This is a genomic window from Flagellimonas algicola, assembly GCF_005937185.1.
Classification (GTDB): domain Bacteria; phylum Bacteroidota; class Bacteroidia; order Flavobacteriales; family Flavobacteriaceae; genus Flagellimonas; species Flagellimonas algicola.
The window spans coordinates 952,781-971,223 of record NZ_VCNI01000002.1; the positions used below are offsets into that span (position 1 = coordinate 952,781).

At 40.0% G+C, this 18,443-nt stretch carries 17 protein-coding genes and 1 tRNA gene; 8 read left to right on the forward strand and 10 right to left on the reverse strand.

Translation table 11 applies throughout. The annotated features are described in order from the left end of the window. The first annotated feature begins 12 nt into the window (after positions 1–12). The 7 genes from mce to FGG15_RS13195 all read left to right on the forward strand — a co-directional run bounded on the left by mce (position 13) and on the right by FGG15_RS13195 (position 5,579). Positions 13–420, forward strand: coding sequence for a methylmalonyl-CoA epimerase (mce, locus tag FGG15_RS13165; protein ID WP_138836968.1), 408 nt, complete (start codon positions 13–15; stop codon positions 418–420). A 58-nt stretch (positions 421–478) separates the two neighbouring features. After that, a tRNA-Ile gene (locus FGG15_RS13170) sits at positions 479–552 on the forward strand. A gap of 113 nt (positions 553–665) precedes the next feature. Beyond that, the gene (locus FGG15_RS13175) at positions 666–941 is read left to right on the forward strand and encodes a hypothetical protein (protein WP_138836970.1); all 276 of its coding nucleotides are present in this window, start codon (positions 666–668) and stop codon (positions 939–941) included. Between the two features lie 94 nt (positions 942–1,035). Further along, positions 1,036–2,292 (forward strand): tyrosine-type recombinase/integrase, encoded by a 1,257-nt coding sequence (locus tag FGG15_RS13180; RefSeq protein ID WP_138836972.1) that lies wholly within the window; start codon positions 1,036–1,038, stop codon positions 2,290–2,292. Between the two features lie 1,008 nt (positions 2,293–3,300). Beyond that, positions 3,301–4,179, forward strand: coding sequence for an alpha/beta hydrolase (locus FGG15_RS13185; protein ID WP_138836974.1), 879 nt, complete (start codon positions 3,301–3,303; stop codon positions 4,177–4,179). Continuing rightward, positions 4,176–4,661, forward strand: a complete 486-nt coding sequence (locus FGG15_RS13190) for an SRPBCC domain-containing protein (RefSeq protein ID WP_138836976.1) — start codon at positions 4,176–4,178, stop codon at positions 4,659–4,661. Before FGG15_RS13185 ends, FGG15_RS13190 begins: the two co-directional genes overlap by 4 nt. Positions 4,662–4,670: 9 nt before the next feature. Further along, a complete protein-coding gene (locus FGG15_RS13195) occupies positions 4,671–5,579 on the forward strand; it encodes a helix-turn-helix domain-containing protein (protein ID WP_138836978.1) in 909 nt (302 codons plus the stop codon). A 585-nt stretch (positions 5,580–6,164) separates the two neighbouring features. Here the strand turns inward: FGG15_RS13195 and FGG15_RS13200 are convergent. The 3 genes from FGG15_RS13200 to FGG15_RS20215 form a co-directional block, all read right to left on the reverse strand. Next, positions 6,165–8,102: a hypothetical protein gene (locus FGG15_RS13200; RefSeq protein ID WP_138836980.1), complete on the reverse strand. Its 1,938-nt coding sequence runs from the start codon at positions 8,100–8,102 to the stop codon at positions 6,165–6,167. An 86-nt stretch (positions 8,103–8,188) separates the two neighbouring features. Continuing rightward, complete coding sequence (locus FGG15_RS13205) at positions 8,189–8,446, reverse strand: hypothetical protein (RefSeq protein ID WP_138836982.1); 258 nt, start codon at positions 8,444–8,446, stop codon at positions 8,189–8,191. 22 nt (positions 8,447–8,468) lie between these two features. Continuing rightward, positions 8,469–8,630, reverse strand: a complete 162-nt coding sequence (locus FGG15_RS20215; RefSeq protein WP_202619581.1) for a DUF5777 family beta-barrel protein — start codon at positions 8,628–8,630, stop codon at positions 8,469–8,471. Between the two features lie 803 nt (positions 8,631–9,433). Between FGG15_RS20215 and FGG15_RS13210 the strand changes: the two genes are divergently transcribed. Continuing rightward, entirely contained in the window at positions 9,434–9,727 is a 294-nt protein-coding gene (locus tag FGG15_RS13210) for a T9SS type A sorting domain-containing protein (RefSeq protein WP_138836984.1), read from the forward strand. 164 nt (positions 9,728–9,891) lie between these two features. Here the strand turns inward: FGG15_RS13210 and FGG15_RS13215 are convergent, their stop codons facing one another. The 7 genes from FGG15_RS13215 to FGG15_RS13245 all read right to left on the reverse strand — a co-directional run bounded on the left by FGG15_RS13215 (position 9,892) and on the right by FGG15_RS13245 (position 18,316). Then, entirely contained in the window at positions 9,892–10,797 is a 906-nt protein-coding gene (locus tag FGG15_RS13215) for an ABC transporter six-transmembrane domain-containing protein (protein ID WP_138836985.1), read from the reverse strand. A 6-nt stretch (positions 10,798–10,803) separates the two neighbouring features. Further along, positions 10,804–11,205 (reverse strand): hypothetical protein, encoded by a 402-nt coding sequence (locus FGG15_RS13220; RefSeq protein ID WP_138836987.1) that lies wholly within the window; start codon positions 11,203–11,205, stop codon positions 10,804–10,806. A 138-nt stretch (positions 11,206–11,343) separates the two neighbouring features. Further along, positions 11,344–12,456: a helix-turn-helix domain-containing protein gene (locus FGG15_RS13225; protein WP_138836989.1), complete on the reverse strand. Its 1,113-nt coding sequence runs from the start codon at positions 12,454–12,456 to the stop codon at positions 11,344–11,346. Positions 12,457–12,609: 153 nt separating this feature from the next. Next, complete coding sequence (locus tag FGG15_RS13230) at positions 12,610–12,855, reverse strand: hypothetical protein (RefSeq protein ID WP_138836991.1); 246 nt, start codon at positions 12,853–12,855, stop codon at positions 12,610–12,612. Continuing rightward, positions 12,836–15,949, reverse strand: a complete 3,114-nt coding sequence (locus tag FGG15_RS13235) for an efflux RND transporter permease subunit (RefSeq protein WP_138836993.1) — start codon at positions 15,947–15,949, stop codon at positions 12,836–12,838. The genes FGG15_RS13230 and FGG15_RS13235 overlap by 20 nt, the downstream gene beginning before the upstream one ends. A gap of 12 nt (positions 15,950–15,961) precedes the next feature. Beyond that, complete coding sequence (locus FGG15_RS13240) at positions 15,962–16,975, reverse strand: efflux RND transporter periplasmic adaptor subunit (RefSeq protein WP_138836995.1); 1,014 nt, start codon at positions 16,973–16,975, stop codon at positions 15,962–15,964. 18 nt (positions 16,976–16,993) lie between these two features. Then, complete coding sequence (locus tag FGG15_RS13245) at positions 16,994–18,316, reverse strand: TolC family protein (protein WP_161991968.1); 1,323 nt, start codon at positions 18,314–18,316, stop codon at positions 16,994–16,996. Between the last annotated feature and the right edge of the window lie 127 nt (positions 18,317–18,443).

An 18,443-nucleotide genomic window follows, 5' to 3' on the forward strand; every position in this document is an offset into this window, starting at 1 on the left:
AAAGCAAGGAATATGGATAAAGTTGAACATATTGGAATAGCCGTTAAAAATATTGGGGAGTCAAACAAATTGTTTGCAAAACTGTTGGGCGTTGAACCCTATAAAATGGAGGAGGTTGCCTCTGAAGGCGTAAGAACTTCCTTTTTTCAATCGGGGCCCAATAAAGTGGAATTGTTGGAAGCCACTACCTTGGATAGTCCCATTGCCAAATTTTTGGATAGGAAAGGCGAGGGAATCCACCATATAGCCTTTGCTGTGGAAGATATTAAATCGGAAATACAACGGTTAAAGAAAGAAGGCTTTAAAGTATTGAATGAAACACCCAAAAAAGGGGCCGACAATAAGCTGGTTGCGTTTTTACACCCCAAGGGAACCAATGGGGTTTTGGTGGAACTTTGTCAGGAGATAAAGGAAGAGTAGCGGTTTAAAATCTTGCGACGAAGAAAAATAAGTAGTAATATTGCATCCGCAATTTGCGGGTCCTATAGCTCAGTTGGTTAGAGCACCTGACTCATAATCAGGGGGTCCCTGGTTCGAGCCCAGGTGGGACCACAAACACTAATAAACCTTGTTCATATAGGACAAGGTTTTTCTTTTCTCGGGAAATTCTCTTCTAAATGTAGAAATTAAAAAAGGGATAAAAAGTCCAAACAACTTATTATCCCTTGAGTGGAGAATACCGGATTCGAACCGGTGGCCTTTCCGATGTCCATCGGAACGCTACAGCCCACGACCAACGGAAATACCTATCAGCACTCTTGATGAGTATTATGTTGACCACAAATCCCATAAAAAAAGCACCCCGTTATGAGGTGCTTGGTGGAGAATACCGGATTCGAACCGGTGGCCTCTTGCCTGCCAGTTTCCGAATTAGCATTCTTCTTAAATCTAAAAATCATTTTATTTGTCTTATTTTCAATAAGTTACATCGTTTTTCATAAAATTTGAAATCATTCAATATCATCTGATTTCAATAAAAAGTGTGCACAAACTGTGCATTTTTATTCCTAACTTGATGTAAATAAAGCATCAAAATTGGCAAAAGTTAGGCTCATTTTAGACACTCGAAAGTCATCCAAAAGTGCAAATTCAGATTTATTTCCAATAGCATTACGAGTGTATCATATTAAACCAAGATTGATTCGTTTGCCATACCAAACATCAAGAGCTGGCTGGAATGATAATGCTCAAACTTTAAAGAAATCCGCTGCTACAAATAAGTCGTTGGATTGTGATAAGGTAAATCAAATACTTTATAATAAACTTCATGAAGCCAAAAACCTTATTAATGAGTTAGGTGGTGCTATTCAATATATGGATGTAGACGTTTTGGTTAATGAGATCAAGAAAAGATGGGAGGATAAAATTAGTCCTAAACTAAAAAGTAAAATGTCTAATGGTTTAATGTTATCTGAATGGGGTAAAGTCATAATAGAGCGTAAAAGAAAAATAAATAAACCGGGTTCGGCAGATTGGTATCACTATGCAATAAAGGACTTCATAAGATTCAACAACAATAAAGATTTTCCATTAGACCAACTTAGTGTAAGCATTTTAAAAGACTTTGAAGTTTATAAAGAAAGTAAAGGCCTTAAACCAAACGGCATCAACTCCCATATAAGAGCCTTGCGAGCACTATACAATGCTGCTCTTTACGAGGATAAAATAGAAGTAGTTAAAAATCCTTTTAAACGATATAAAATACCTTCGTCAAACCCGACAAAGAAAAGAGCAATACCAAAAGAAACTTTTCTAAGAATCAGAAATGTAGAATATCCAGAGGGTTCTGCATTGTGGCACACAAAAAACTATGCCTTGATAATGTTTAATTGTAGAGGAATGAACTTGATTGATTTGGTCAAGTTGAAGAAATCCAATATTAATCAGGATAGGTTGTTCTATGGTAGAAGTAAAACGGGAGATCCCTTATCTGTAAAGCTAACACCAGAATTAAAGCAAATATTAACATACTATTTAAAGCATGATTACAATGACGGTTTTCTTTTTCCCTCGAACTACGATGGAAGTACATTGAAATATGAGAAATACAAAACTATTCGGAGACGAGTTAACCAAAGATTAAAACAAATTGCTCAAGATGCAGGTATAAAGGAGCATTTTACCACGTATTCAATACGCCATTCATGGGCAACTATAGCAAAACATATGGGAATCTCCACAGCTATTATAAGCGAAGGGCTTGGACACAGCTCATTAAAGACAACAGAAATTTACTTGAAACGTTTCGATAACTCTACTTTAGATGATGCAAATGAAATGATAGTTGCCTAGTTGAAAATATTTCGCCCAGTAGTATTAGTTTTAGTAAGATTTGGGCTTGCAGCGCGAAACAAGGTTTCGCTCGCTTTATTTCTGGAAGTATGGAAACTCCATATTTATCGAACATTTTGGCCCCATTTCTTACCGTTTAACTTTGCGCATGGATCCTGTTCCGATTTTATAGTGTTCAGAAAGATAAGCGTCAAGTAAAATCGGAATAGGGCGCACCTACCAAATCTTAGAGTCGTTGTTTCATCTTAGGACTATCTTGGTTCCACACTATTCAAACAGCAACAACAAACTTCTAATTATATCCGTGAAAAAAGGTGCCCCAAAAACCTACATTACGGAGCAAATAATATTTTTTACTGTAAAAAATTCCAATGTTTACTGGGCCTACTAAGGTTTTTACTGTAAAAAATTTTCTTCTTCAAATTCTATGTCTACATAATATACTGAAAATCAAACAACTAAAAAACGTAACATCGCGTTAGCGTGTTACCCTCTTGCTTTACATTCCTCGTCCTGCTGGCAGGACAAAAAATGTAAACACTAAGTGCCTTTCACCTCAATCATATTTTACCAAAACACTCCAAATTTCACTGATTCATAAAATCCAAAGAAAATCAGATCACTAGAAATAAAATATAAATCTGTTTAACCTTAATTGAAATCAAAATGCTATAAGAAACTGAATATGGGTATCGAACTGTCCCATATAAGGTGAATTAACGAGAATACTAAAAAAGACCACAAATGGGACTTCCTAATCAAAAGCTCCTGCCAATAGTAAAAGTGTCTTTTAAAATGGCGGTTTTTTGATACTTAGACTATGGCGCCTATGACTCGTATGAGTTGGATATAATCATTATCTACATTTCCTAATAATAGTTAATAGCTATATTTCTATATCGGACACAATGTAAAACAGGAAAACAGATAAGCCATTCAGGAATTTGGATAAGTTGAACATATTAATTGCCGATAGCTTTGCATAATAAATCGCAAAAAGCAATTAAAATGTTCGGAAAGCAAATTTCAGATTTAATGATCAAACCAGGAAAATCACCTGTGTTTGAGACACCAGACAAGTATTCCTTGTCATATGAAGATGTTACCTTCAAAACCTCTGATGGCGTTGCTCTATCAGGTTGGCTAGTAAAAGGAGGAACAGATAAGGTGATAATACAATCACACTTTGGGGTACAATGCTCTCGTTGTGGCTTTACGCAAGAAGGAAAAGGAATGATGAAAAATGCACTTTGGACAAGTGACATTCATTTTCTTGACCAAGCCAAGTATCTGGTCGAAGCGGGATATTCTGTCCTCATGTATGATATGCGTAACCATGGCAATAGTGAACAAACAGGCTGGGTATCGTGGGGGAAAGACGAGCGAAAAGATGTGGTAGGTGCTATCAAGTTCATTTCGGAACACAAAGACTATCAAAATGCAAGTATTGGCTTGTTATCTATTTGCATGGGACAAGGAGCTAGCGTTTTTGCCTTTGGATTGGAAGAGGAAATGAAAACTTTCAAAAATTTAAAAACCATGATTTCAGTTCAACCGTTGACCTATGATTACTTTGTTAAGGCAATGGGACTACCCAATTTTCTAATCAACTCAGGAAACAAATACAACAAAGAGAAAAGAGCTACAGACCTAACTGGAGATTCTTTTCTACCTTATGCAAAAGACATTTCAATACCTACTTTGGTCATTCAAAACCAAAACGACCCAATGACCAATATGGATATGGTCAAAGGCTTTTACAATGATATTCAATCCGACAAAGAAATCATGTGGTTGGATTTAGCGAAAAAAAGAGGGGCAGCTTATGCTTGGTTAGGTGAAAACGCTCAGCCTATTGTTGGTTGGTTTGATAAATATGTAAAATGAAAAAATCGATGTACATAGCTATTGGGGTAATTGCAATAATGCTGATTCTGACTGTTACGGGCAGGAAGTCGGCTCACCATGAAATCACTATTAAAGCTTCTCCCGAAAAAGTTTGGAAGGTTTTAACAGACATGAATGATTATTCTAACTGGAATCCTGTAATGAAATTGTTGGAAGGAGAAGTAAAAGAAGGGAATGAGGTAAAATACCGATTTACTCAAGATGCGGACAACATCAGTGAAATAGGTGCAACAGTTGTTCAAATAACACCGAACAGGCTACTGAATCAAAAAGGTGGAATTCCATTAGTCCTCACTTTCAACCACAAGTATATTTTAGAGCCGACGGGCAGTTCAACAAAGGTGACAATTCATGAGGATTACAAAGGAATTGGCGTTAACTTTTGGAACCCAAAAGGTGTTGAGGAAGCTTACGGTAAACTTAACATGGCATTAAAAGTAAGAGTTGAAACCAAGAAATAACAGATAGAAATGAGCAATATTGTTCGAATTCGGTCAATAAACGAAGTACACAAATTTTTAGGAATAGAAAAACCTAAGCACCCTTTGGTTTCAGTAATTGAAATTGACGATAGCATTACCAATTTTGACTATGGAGATACAAAATATGTATTTGATTTCTACCAAATAAACTTGAAACAAGGATTTTCGGGCTCAATGAACTACGGAAGAAACTCTTATGATTTTGATGAGGGAACATTGACTTTTATTAAACCCAATCAGACTATTCAAGTTGAAAACCAAGAAGAAATTAAGGGAAGCTCAGGTTGGACTTTACTTTTTCACCCAGACTTAATTCGAAAATCTGAACTGGGAAAAACGATTGAAGATTATTCATTCTTTAATTATGACCTAAATGAAGCACTTCATTTATCAGAAAAGGAGAGGAAATCAATTACTGAGTTAGTATTAAAGATTAAAGAAGAATACAATCAAAATATTGACAAACACAGCCAAGAGTTGATAGTTGGCAACATAGAAATGCTACTCAAATACAGTAAACGCTTTTATGATAGACAGTTTTACACAAGAACTAACTTGAACAAGGACATTCTGACTGAATTCAACCGATCTCTAAAAAATTATTATAATTCAGAAGAGCCGTTACTTAATGGAGTTTTAACTGTAAAGGAATGTTCAAACCAATTAAATCTTTCTGTGAATTATCTTGGAGACCTAATCAAATCAGAAACAGGAAAAAGTGCGAAGGAGCACATTCAAGAATATGTAATTGAAAGAGCTAAAACCAAACTATTGGGATCTAGTGAAGATGTCAGCCAAATAGCATATTCTCTAGGCTATGAGTACCCGCAAGGATTTAATAAACTCTTTAAGTCTAAAGTTGGATTAAGTCCTAGTCAATATAGAAATTTGAACTGAATGAAAATAAAACCCAGTGCAAACTGAAAAATTAGATAGTGGAAATCGGCTACTACTCATACATTAGAGCGATAATGTCGAATACACCTGAGGCGTTAATTTCCAGCCCTTCCTTAAAACCAACGTTTATAAAACCTTTGAATACATCTTTCAACTTAATGTATCATCTGGCTTTAAGGTTGTGAGGTGTTCATTTTGATTGGTTTGCATATCACAAATATGCTGGAAGAGTCATTTTCTTTTCCTTTCAACAATATGGTAAAGCGATTGTTAATGGTATTGATTTCTTTGATGGTATCTTCAATTTTCACTATACTCTCCGCTTTTGAGAAAGTTTCATCCCCAGTTTTAAATGAGAAATTAGGGTATTGGCATCAAGATAAACTTGGGGTTTTACGTTTGCTATGTTCAGATGGTCAACTTTAAAAAATACCCATATTGAGAAATAGCCAGCTAGAAGAGCCAACTGAAAAAAGGCCGCCTCATATCCCCATATGCCTTATAAATTTGTAAGACTTGAAATAAAAGAAAACCTAGGGACAGATGGCCCTAGGTTCAAAACTAATAAAAATGTAATCTTCTTTTTCAATCTGTTATTGTAAGGGTTCCAGTCATAGGACTATGGAACTCGCAGTTGTAATACAAGGTGTCCGGGGCATCGTTTGGAACAGTAAACACCACTGTGCCTGTTGCTGCACCATTATTGGTAACACCATCATTATAGGCATTCCCGGTCCCGATGCTCTGTACGGACTTTATAATAAATGGGTGTCCTGGCGCCGCTACCACAAATTCATAGGTTTCACCCCTTTTTAGCGTAAGGTCCGGATTGCTCGCATCACTGAGTCCAGAACCATTGAATATGTATTCTGTGGCACCCTGATTGGTAACGTCATATGAGGTTGCTCCATCTGCTTGTGGCGCTACGTCGATATCTGGATTGAGTATGGGCCATATTCCCGCCTCGGGGAATCCAACACCAAAGTTGTCGCCACGTTGGGCATCCTGTCCAAAGTAGTATATCGGCCATCCCTTGTAGGTGAGTTGTGTTCTTCCAAAAACATCAATGGAACCAAAATCGCTGGCATCCAATATGCTGGGGATGTTCTGGAGTTGCTCTTCAAAAATGGGCCAAACCGGATTGTTGGAGAAATCCTCATTGGTAAAATTGTTGACCCCATTGGTATCATTGACAAAACTGTACAGGGTGTTCCCATTTGCATCGGTCATATAGAAGGTCTGCTCATCACCAGGTTCGTAGGTGCTGGTAAGGTTGGTTTCCACACCACCTGAATCCCTTCCCACCAATTGCGCCAAGGTCATCATAACAGAATAGTCTGGTTTTGCCACATACCAGACATCACCTATACCGTCTCCGTTAACATCATCAGCGGCATTGTCATTAATAAAATAGTACAACGGCCATCCCTTGTAAGTGGTCTGCATGTCCCCGTCACTTCGGGTTATGCTTCCAAAGTCCGATTCTTCGAGTCCATCATCAAGTGTAAGGTCTTCGACATAAAAAACAGGCCAGTTCGTCTTACAGCCATCAATACAATTGGAGTCTCCTTTGCTGTCCGGAGAAAAGAAGTATAAGGTCATTCCCTCAGCATCGGTGAGGATATTTCCAAAAGTTGTATTATCCCTTAGCCTTACCGCATTAGGTTCGGGCTCAGGTGCAATTTCAATGTCCGGGTTAAGAATAGGCCATATTCCTGCCACCGGGAATCCCACACCAAAGTTGTCGCCACGCTGTGCATCCTGTCCAAAGTAGTATATCGGCCATCCCTTATAGGTGAGTTGTGTTCTTCCAAAAACATCAATGGAACCAAAATCATTGGCATCCAATATGCTGGGGATATTCTGGAGTTGCTCTTCAAAAATGGGCCAAACCGGATTGTTGGAGAAATCCTCATTGGTAAAATTGTTGACCCCGTTGGTATCATTGACAAAACTGTACAGGGTGTTCCCATTTGCGTCAGTCATGTAAAAGGTCTGCTCATCACCAGGTTCGTAGGTGCTGGTAAGGTTGGTTTCCACACCGCCTGAATCCCTTCCCACCAATTGCGCCAAGGTCATCATTACGGAATAGTCGGGTTTTGCTACATACCAAACATCATTGACTCCATCCCCATTTACATCATCAGCGGCATTGTCGCTGGCATAGCGGTACAGCGGCCATCCCTTATAAGTGGTCTGCATGTCCCCGTCACTTCGGGTTATGCTTCCAAAGTCCGATTCCTCGAGTCCATCATCAAGTGTAAGGTCTTCGGCATAGAAAACAGGCCAGCTTGCCTTGCAGCCATCAACACAATTGGAATCACCTTTGCTATCAAGGGAAAAGAAGTACAGGGTCATTCCCTCGGCATCGGTTAGGATATTGCCAAAATTGGCATTGTTTCTTAATTGAACCGTATTGGGGTCCGGTGGTGGTGGAGTATCATCGGTACCCATATCGTTGTCATCACTCTTGCAAGCCAGAAGGGCTAAAAATGTCATTGATAATAAGAGAAGTTTTTTCATTTTCAATTTTTTTAATCGTTAGTAGTTGTCTTTTAAGATCCCATTCAGGAGTCTTTACGGTTCTTGCTTATGCTGTTGTGAATATTTTATATACAGGAGCATAATGGGGAAATTATGTCTCTTTCCATTCTATCTCCTTGCGGAGGACAACCCAAAGCCATTAAAATATTGAGCGCCCTGGAGAGTTCGTTTGCCTTTATAAAACTGAATACGACCAAGGAATCTGTTGGGTATAGCTGTACGTTGGAAATATCCTTGATCTTAAGTAGTTCGGACTTAATTTGCGCTGAACTGTTGTTACAGAACCTATTTTGCACAGGGATTTTAGCCAAGCGAAGTTTCATAGGGCTCATTTTAAAATATTCTTTAAAGATTAAATCCGAAAAACACATCCACTTTGCTCCAATCCCCGGTTGCCTGACCAAGAAAAGTATTGGTGTTCATGGGTTGTGCACTAGTAAAATGTAATTGAAAAACATGTCCCCCTGTTTCCAAATCAAAACCAACTATTTTCACAAGTGTGATCACCAGCGCAAATGGGGTTAGGAAAAAGGGGGCTCCGTTTAATGTCGGGTTACAATGACAACCAAGACAGCCACCGTTTTTAACACCTCGTATATTAGCAGAGCAGAAGATATCCCCATTAGGGTTTTTACTATCGGTTAATCACCCGCGCTATCACTGGAACAAGCAATAAAAAAGCTGTAAGTAGCCATAAGATAATTTTTGCGTTCTATTTCATGGGGCATTGTTTTAAATGGTTAACTTGTTTTTAACGGACGGTAATTTTGTTGAATTCAATTTTGATGTAATCAAAGCAACACCTAATCTTTAGGTTTTGACTACAAAAGTTTAGTGAAAGGGAAAAAACAGCCTTGACAGGGAAAAATGGGGTTTAAATGGAAATGGAAGTCCGTAAGAATAGTATTATCAGGTTTGATAGGGAATTTTTAGAACCTTAAAATGGGAATCAAATTATTCTATTCGGATAAAATTGCCATTCATTATAATGGGAAAGGATAAACTCTATTTTCTTACTCTTTTTATCATGGCTAATATTTATACAGTTATCGCGAGTGTCACCTTACTCCACTTGATCAAATCAAGTGCACTTCAGGTGGTTGAATACCATTTGGGTTTTAGCAAAAAAGAAGTGTGGACCTAGGGAGCGGTCAATACAGAATAACTCCAAAACATAACTTCGGTAAAGTCTTAGCTATAACTGGTTCTGACAATCCAATGGAGACGATATTGTCCAATAGGACTACTTTGGTTACGACAATTTCAAGTGGAAATTTGAATCTACAAGTTCCTCTTTTAAGGTAAATGTCTTGGAATTCCAAAATCATGCAAACGGAACAGAGATAATCAATGAGGCCAATGAAATGGATGAACTTTTAATATACTCCTTTCCCACGAAAAGCATATTCAATGTAACAAAAACCACCAACACTCCACTGGAAATACAGGTTTTGGACCTAACGGGAAGAGTGGTCATGAGCGATATCATATTAAGCCAAAAAGTAACCGAGGTTGAACTTAAACGAAACCTTCCAAAAGGAATTTACCAATTATGGTTTAGCGATGGAATTAAAGTTCAAGTTAAAAAGATTATTCTTGAGTAAACGAAACACATTGCTCCAATGTGTTTTCATAAAACCAACAATTTTAAAGACTTTCCCTTCTTCTTTAATGAGTTCGATTAACTAGCCTTATAACCAGACTATGCGGAAATCAATAATGCTCTACCATCTGTTTAGTTTTTTCTTCATTTTTACTTCCAATATACCTACAACTTTTCCAATCGCCCTTTTATTTCTTTCAGCCGCAACCAATTTTGATAAAACACGGGTAAAGCGATTATGCATTCTATGTATTGAAAAACATAGATGATTAGCGAAAATAAAGCTCCGTATGCTACATTGCCCGTACTTACCGAAAAGACGATGGAGAGTACCAAAAAGGCCATCAAGACCAACCACGACATGGAAAAATTGAATACCTCAAGATCAGATAGTTTGATATTCCATTTCATCATATTTTTTAAGTGGGACGCTAGCAATGTACTGTCATTTGTTGTGATAACATCTACCTGCTTTTCAAACTCATTGTTATAGGCACTATTTAGATTTGTGGTCCTATTACTGGTCAAAAAATAAATGAGAAAGACCAAAAATGTGGCAACAAGGCCTACATAAAATACGTTAAGATTCAGACTTGCGATGATAATAACCACTCCTATCATTCCTATAATAGTGGAGACTAGTATCGGAAGGGAATTTTCCAAAAACTCGACAATCTCATTGATCATTCCCAATCTTGCGGTTTTTATTGACGACCGGTTCCCATCTATTTTCAAGAGCATTGCATTCCCCAGCCTTCGGTATATCTTGGCATAAATTCTTGAATCGAAAAATCGGCGTCCCCCGCCAATCAGAATAATAAGTACTCCCAATGCTCCAAGCTGAAGGGCACCAATATAGCTTCCGTTAATGGCACTGTCTATCGCAAAACCAATGAACAAGGGAATCAGTAATTCGATAGCTGATTCGACCAAGATCAAGATGAGTACAAAGCTAAGCTTCCACTTGAACTCCAAGAGCACAGACCGTAAGGTCACCCTTTCAGAATCGAGTCGTTTTCTGATACCTTTCCAGATTCTTTCCTTATCAAACATATGCTGTCCGTTTAGCATTGGAAACTATTTTAATCGTATCCAAGTTTCGTTATCGGAATAGCCCCATGCCGAATAGCTTACTATCAAGGTATTGTCATCCCTTAACTTAAGGTTCGCCCTGACTTCATAATTTTTCCCTTTATGGTCAATTATGAACTTTCCAGTACCTTTTCCCCCTCCAAAAACGATGTCCTTTAGTGCCAGTGATTCGTGTTCTTCACCACGACCTTTATCATCTTTGATGTAGGTGGTATAACAGGTGTGCTTTCCGTTTTCATTTCTGAATTCATAGGTCACATATATTTTCTCGTTGTTCTCCTCATACTCCGCTTCCCATTTTCCAGTCAAAGGATTGCTTTGGGCAGTCAAATTTGTGATTGACACTAGTACTGCCACTAGGACAGTTATTATTTTTAATGCTTTCATACGACTACTTTTTAAAGAATTGTAGTCAAAAGTAGCCTTGGCGATTTGCAAGAATGCCGCTCCCTATAATACTGAACATAAAAAATGCCTAGAATCATGACCAAGGCACTTTGGACAGTGATACGATTTTTATTGGAGCTAACTTTTGGAGGCCTTTTTAAATTCTGTGGGGGTCTGGGAGGTCACTTTTTTAAAAGCGGTATAAAATGCCGCTTTGCTATTGAATCCCACATCGAGAGAAATGGCGAAGATGGTGTCCGGTTTTGGCTTGAGCAGTCGTTTTTTGGCTTCCTCAATTCGAAAGCTATTGATGAAATCAGGAAAGGTCATGCCCGAACTCTGATTGATTGCCTGTGAAACATGGTGAACGGAACTTCCCAACTTTTCAGATAATGTATTCAATTTTAAATCGAAATCCAGATACAATTGTTCTTCCCTTACCAAGGTACTTATTTGCTCAAAGAGTTCGGACGAATCTTTCAATGAAGATTTGGCATATTTCATTTTGGTTTCTTCCGGTAGGTCCTCAAAATCACCCGAAAAGGCAAATACGGGAAAATGCATAATGGAATAGGCAAAAATGAAAAAGAAAATAGCAATCAACAGCGATTCAAACTTCATGGAGATTTGATAGGTGTCCAGGGTATAACCGTTGACAACAAGGTTGATGAACATGCCAAGTTGCAAAATGACAAGTGCAATCAATATTAATTTGGCCCATTTGTACTTGAGCCTTTCATCTTTTGTAAGCACCAATGCCATCGGCGCCTTTCTGAACCGATAGAATGCCAGGAAGAAGAAGAAAATATTGAGCAAGGTCACCAGGAGGTATTCCAATGACAACCACTCGGCATACTCTGAAGTCCGTAATACTGTAAAAAACTCATCTATATTTTCATGTTCAAAAAGGGGGTAAAAGAACAACCATCTCAGAAGGGTAAGACCTATAACGATAAACACCCATTTTTTAAAGGCTACGGGTAGTTTTATCAATAGGGCGATAAAGTAATAGAACAGAAACCCTACCAGGTGGTGGAATATATAGGATATTCCAAAATACCAATTGCTCCCATGCTCGCTCAGGGTGGTATAGTAATCAAATGATACGAATGCAAAATAAAAGACCAGTGCCGCTAAAACATAGCGAAGTCTTTTATCCCTGCCCAGACCTGATTTTCGGAACAAAATGAAAACAAACAAAAATACCCCTACGGTGAGACTTAATAAGGGAGCTATGTTTAAAGCATCCATAGGGCAAATGTAGCATTTAATGCCCATAAAAAATGTGGCATTGCCCCCGTTTCCTATGGAATGGCGTTATGTGACTTACTGCTAATGCCGCACAACTAACGCATTAAAAAAAGAGTGGGTGTTCCTCCGGATTTGTAAATAATAGGCTCGCAATCATTGGACAAAGAAAAGAATCACCAACACATCTATCGTCAGAATCAATGCCAAAATAAGTACCCAGACCCACAATTTTACATGAAAGTTCTTGGCCACTTTCACTTCTACCCACCACCATGCACTGATGTATCCGATCCAAATCCAAGTATTTTGCACTTGATGGATGAGCATAATGACCATTCCTATCAAGAAAATGATCATTACGGCCAAAAACTTTACAATTTCAATTTTTGATGGTTTCATCCGACTTCCTTTTTTGCCTTCTACTTCTAATGACATAAAACAAAGAAGGAATCAAATACAGGGTCAGCACAGTGGAGGTGATCATCCCCCCAATGGTCACTATGGCCATGGGGATTCTGTATTCCGCTCCCGCATCGCCCAGGCCAATGGCGTTGGGCAGCATTCCGAATATAATGGCAACCGTGGTCATTATAACGGCCTTCATTTTGGTCTTCCCCGAAAGAATGGTTGCACTAAGAATGTCCATTTTCTTCTTGTGCATCAACTGTTCGGTATAGTCGTGGATCAAAATATCGTCATTCACCACCAGACCCAGTAGGGTGATGATGGCCATTAGCGACATAATGTTCATAGTGGTTCCAGCAAAATACATGATGACAAAAACCCCTATCAAGGCCATGGGCACGGTAGTGAAAATGACCAAGGGCTGCCATAGACTTTCCATCAGCGAGGCCAGCAGCATGTACATCAACACCAGTGCCAATAGAAAAGTAATAGTCATATCGGTCACCGTATTGTCCAATTCCTCTACATTGCCGCTCCATTGGAAATCGACCCCGGCAGGCAGATTTATTTCGTTGAACTTTGCATCGATGATTGTTCTGACATCTCCCAATATATGACCAGGGGCTAAGGTGGCACTGAATTCGGCGGTCTTTGACTTTTCTTTATGGAGTATTTGGGCAGGGGCGTTTTCATAAGATACCTCGGCCAACTGCCCAACAGTGAACATACTTGTCTCAGTATGGACAGGGAGCTGTTTGATATCTTCGACCGTATTGGTCTGGAAAACGGGAACCTTGATGTTGATGTTGTACTCCACATCGTTTTCACTCATCACTGTGGCCTTGATACCCGTAATGGCACTGCGAATGACTAATGCCAATTCATTGACCGAGATGCCCAGTTCGGCCAACAAACGTTTCTTGGGCTTGAACTGAAGCAAGGGCGGACCATTTCGTAGGCTAGACTCGAAAGAAATTAATCCTTCCACATCTTTTAAAAGGTTCATGACTTGATCGTTAGCTTGGGACAGTTGTACGGCATCATTTGATTTTAGGGAAAATCCCAAATCGCCACCACTTTCTTCAGAATTTATGGTCGCCACCACGGGTTTTATTTCTGGTATTTCCTTGAGGTCGTTCAATAGTTTCTCGCCAATTTGCGCATTCGATAACTCGCGTTCCACCCGTTTGTTGAGCTTCAGTGAGATATTGGTATAATTGGAGCCGGTGGTAAAGGAGTTTTTACTGCCCAACATACTTAATATCGCGTTTACCTCAGGATATGAGGCAATCTTCTGTTCGACCAGTTTGGTCAATTCCCTGTTCTTCTCCATTGATGTGCCCGGCTGCATTTCAAGCTCCACGAACAAATCCCCATTATCGGATTCCGGCTCAAATTCAAACCCGATTTCCCCCAACAATCCCATGCTCATGATAAAGAAGAAGAACATCACGGCAAACAGGATGATGGGATTGCGTCTTCTTGACATTAACCTGCGCAATGACCTTTCATAGATTTCTTGAAGCTTGTCAAATGATTTAATGATCCAATTGGAAAACTTGGAGGGTTTTGGATCGTTCTTCAATAAAATTGATGCCAGCATCGGGGTCAAGGTAATGGAGACCAGAAGCGAAAAAATTGTCGCGAATGAAATGGTCAGGGCGTATTCCCTAAAGAATGCACCGACTATGGAATTCATGGAGGCAATGGGTAGGAACACCACCAAGTTGGTTCCCGTGGATGCCAAGACCGCCGTAAAGACTTCTTGTGTACCAGTGACACAGGCCTCCTTCATGGGCAAACCCTCTCTTTTGAGGCGAAGAATGTTCTCCAAGACCACGATGGAGTTGGAAACCAAGGCCCCAATGGCCACAGCAAAGCTCATCAACGACAGCATATTGAGCGACCCATCAAAGAGCCTCATGGCCAAAAAATTGATAATGAGCGATACGGGAATGGAGATGCTCACAATTACTGTGGCCTTGATATTGTTTACAAAGAGAAATAAGATCAAACCGGTGACAATGATTCCCAGAATAACGTTCATCATAGCATCGTTCACCGAGCTTTCGATATATTCCGAGGAGTCGAATGGCAAGCTCAGTGTAACCCCTTCTGGCAGGTTTTTTTGGATTTCTGGAACCAATTTCTTTACCTCCTTGGCTATGGACACGGCGTTTGCAGTACTGCTTTTCTGCACGCTTATGCCCACAATATTGTTCAGTTCCTTTTTTTCAATGCCATCGTAAAAGAAGGCATCATTTTTTGAAAGTTGGAAAGTGTCTTTTACCGTGGCAAAATCGGTCAGTTTCTTTTCCCCGTAAGGGGTTGCGATATAAGTGTTCTTGACGGATTCAACAGAATTGTATTTATTTCCGGTCTTGATGATGGATTCCCGGTCTTCCCTTACGATATCACCGCCTGACATATCCACATTGTTGTCCTTTAGCTGTGTGGCGACCTCGGTGATATTCATGCCCAGACCGTAAAGGCCGTTCTTGTCGACCTCCACATGTATTTCACGTAATTTTCCACCATTGAACTCAATTTTGGTGACCCCATCAATGCGAGATAGTTTATCCTTGATTTCCCTTCTCGATAGCTGGTAGAGTTTGTTGGCATCGACATTTCCGGTAATGATCAGATCGACCACGGAACCACTGTTCATGCTAAAAGGGGCCAACAGGGGTTTGGAACGTTTACGAACGAACGGCAACTTGGCCTCTTTGGGTAAAAAGGAAACCACCAGATCTATCTTGTTGCGCAGTTCGGCCATGGCCTTATCTTGGTCTTTGTCCAATTCAAATTGAACGATGATCATGGACATATTGGGCATGGAGTACGATTGCATAAGTTTCAGCCCATTGATGGTGGCCACTTCTTTTTCAAGTAGGTTGGTAATCTCGGTTTCCACTTCACCTGGGGTTGCCCCGGGATAGTCCGTGATGATGACCATGGCCGGTAGGTTGACCTCGGGCATCAGGTTTACCGGCAGTTTTAAATAGGACATAAATCCGAATAACAATAGTGCCAAAAAGACCATTGAGGTGGTAACCGGTCTTGATACTGCGAAATGGGTAACTTTCATAGCTGTTGTATTTTACTGAATGATTGAAACGGGGCTATTTCTTTCTACTTTTTCCGAGCCTGCGGTAATCAAATGCTGTCCAACTTCCAGTCCCTCAATGATCTGCACTGAAGTTTCGTTTCGCTGCCCTATTTTCACATCGGTTTCAATGGCTTTGCTATCTTCGATGACGAACACATAGTGCTTGTTCCCGATTTGTTTCAACGATTCCGCAGGAATCCAAATACTTGGAAGTGACACTCCGGTTTCCAACTCGATTTCAACATGGGTGCCCGCAAACGATACACCTTCGTTCTTAAATGAAGCGGTGACCAGAAATGCCTTTCGTTTTGGGTCCATTTGGATAGATGTTCTTGTGATTTTTCCTTCAATCTTTTTATGGGGAAGAATCAAATAGGTTGCTGCTCCTACCGCTATAGGGGCAATGTCTTGTGGAGTTACGTAAAAATTCACCTCCACGGCAGCTATTTCCGCCATGCTGAATAGGGCTTGCCCCATGCCCACTTCCTTACCGACCTTGACCGGAACTTGGGTAATGGTTCCACTAAATGGGGCCCTAACAGTGTTCATATTTTGTAGTTGCTGGGTCGTTTTGTCCAGAACATCCAATTGGGTTTTATATGTATCGACGGACACCTTGGAGACGGCACCTGCCTTGAACAATTCTTGTTGCCGCTCATAATCTTTGGCCATCTTGTTCTGCTCAATCCGTGCCTGCTCGATCCGTAATTGGTGATTTAAGGGAGGATACACGACTACAACCGCACCCTGCCGTACTTTTTGACCGGGCATGGCATTTAATTTGGTTACTATTCCTGACTGTTGTGCGACAAAACTTGCCGATTTGGAAAATTGCAGTTCCCCATGATAGACCTTTGTTTCATTGTAAGGCTCCTTTTTTAAGGTGATTGACTTTACATTGATCTGTTCTTCCTTAGTGGTTTCCTTTGAGGTTTCCGGCCAATAACAGGCCGACAGGAGTATGCTTGAAACCAGCAACATCGATAAACGCTTTATTGTCTTCATTTTTTGCTACTTTACATTTTATTGTTTGCCATTGGATTGACCTGTGATCCGTGAAATTTGAAGCTGGGCGATATGTAGGTCCAAATACGCATTGAGCAATTCCAATTTGGATTGTGTGAACCTCAAACGACTTTCTTTGAATTCGACGGTAGTGACCACGCCCAGGCTCAACTGCTTTTTGAAAATTTCCAGTTCGCTTTCATTCAGTACTATGGTCTCCAGATACGTTTCAATATTGGTCACGGCACTGTTATAGTTGTTTTCGGCCGTACGTAGTTGGTTGAGCAAATGCTGTTTGGTTTTTACAAGCTTGAGTGCCGCCGTTTCCCTTTCAATGGAAGCCTTGGCAATTTTGGCCCTGTTGCTCCCCCCGGAGAAAATGGGCACACTGACTCCCAACTGCACAAGAAACAATTTGTTCTCGTTGGCTCTGAAATTAAGATCATTGGCCTGGGCGTCATAATTGTACGCTGCAGTCAGATTGAGCTTTGGATACCAGAACTTTTTGTTGATGTTGATATGCCTATCGGCAATCTCGACCTCTTTTTTTAGGTTCTTAAGCTGCGGCCGTTCCTCCAGATTGGCTTCAATTGTATGAATGACATTGTTAAGGCCCATGGTTTCAAGATTATCCGTTAATATGATGCGCTCTTCCAAAGGAATATTGGCCAGTTCTTTAAGATCGTTCAGCAATTTTTCAAATTGATTTTTGGCATTTTTAAGGGGAGGGAGTGTTTTTTTATGAAAAACTTCGGCCTGTTGTACCTGTAGATCACTTACCGTGCCCTTGGTGTGCAGTTTCTTGATCTGGGCCAATTGGGCTTCGGCCAAGCTCGAATTTTCATCGAGTACGGCAACACTCGCTTTGGTAAAAATGACCTGCCAGTACAGCGTGGAAGCTTGGGCAACAAGCTCATCTTGAAGCTGTTCGTCATGTAGTCCTCTGATTTCCTCGGCAAGCCTTGCGATTTTTGCAGCGGAAAAAATGGCCGGATCAAAAAGGGTTTGGTTCAGCGTAGCGTTGGCACTGACACTGTTATTGAAGTTGGTGCGTAAGCGTGTAATGCTCCCATCAAAATCATTTATAAAAAGGAAATTTCTATTGAAGTCTCGCTGATAAAACCCATTGATGCCCACATTCGGCAATAGCGCGGATTTGGCCATTTTGGTTTCCTCCTTTGCTATCAAAACCTGTTTTCCACTCTGCTTTAAATCGATATTGTTTTGTTTGACCAATTCGATATACGATTGCAGATCCAGTTTTTGGGAATACAATGGGGCGCGTATTCCTATGATGACACAAAAGATCCAAAAGAATAAAGAGCGAAATAGATACTTCATTTGCTTCGTTGTTTCGTGATGGAGGGTAGCCCCCATTTTTAGAAGCAAATGTAGTTTTGCCTTATACCGTATAAGACTTGCCCTATAAATCAGGACATAATTATTAATGATAAAAATGTCTAGATTT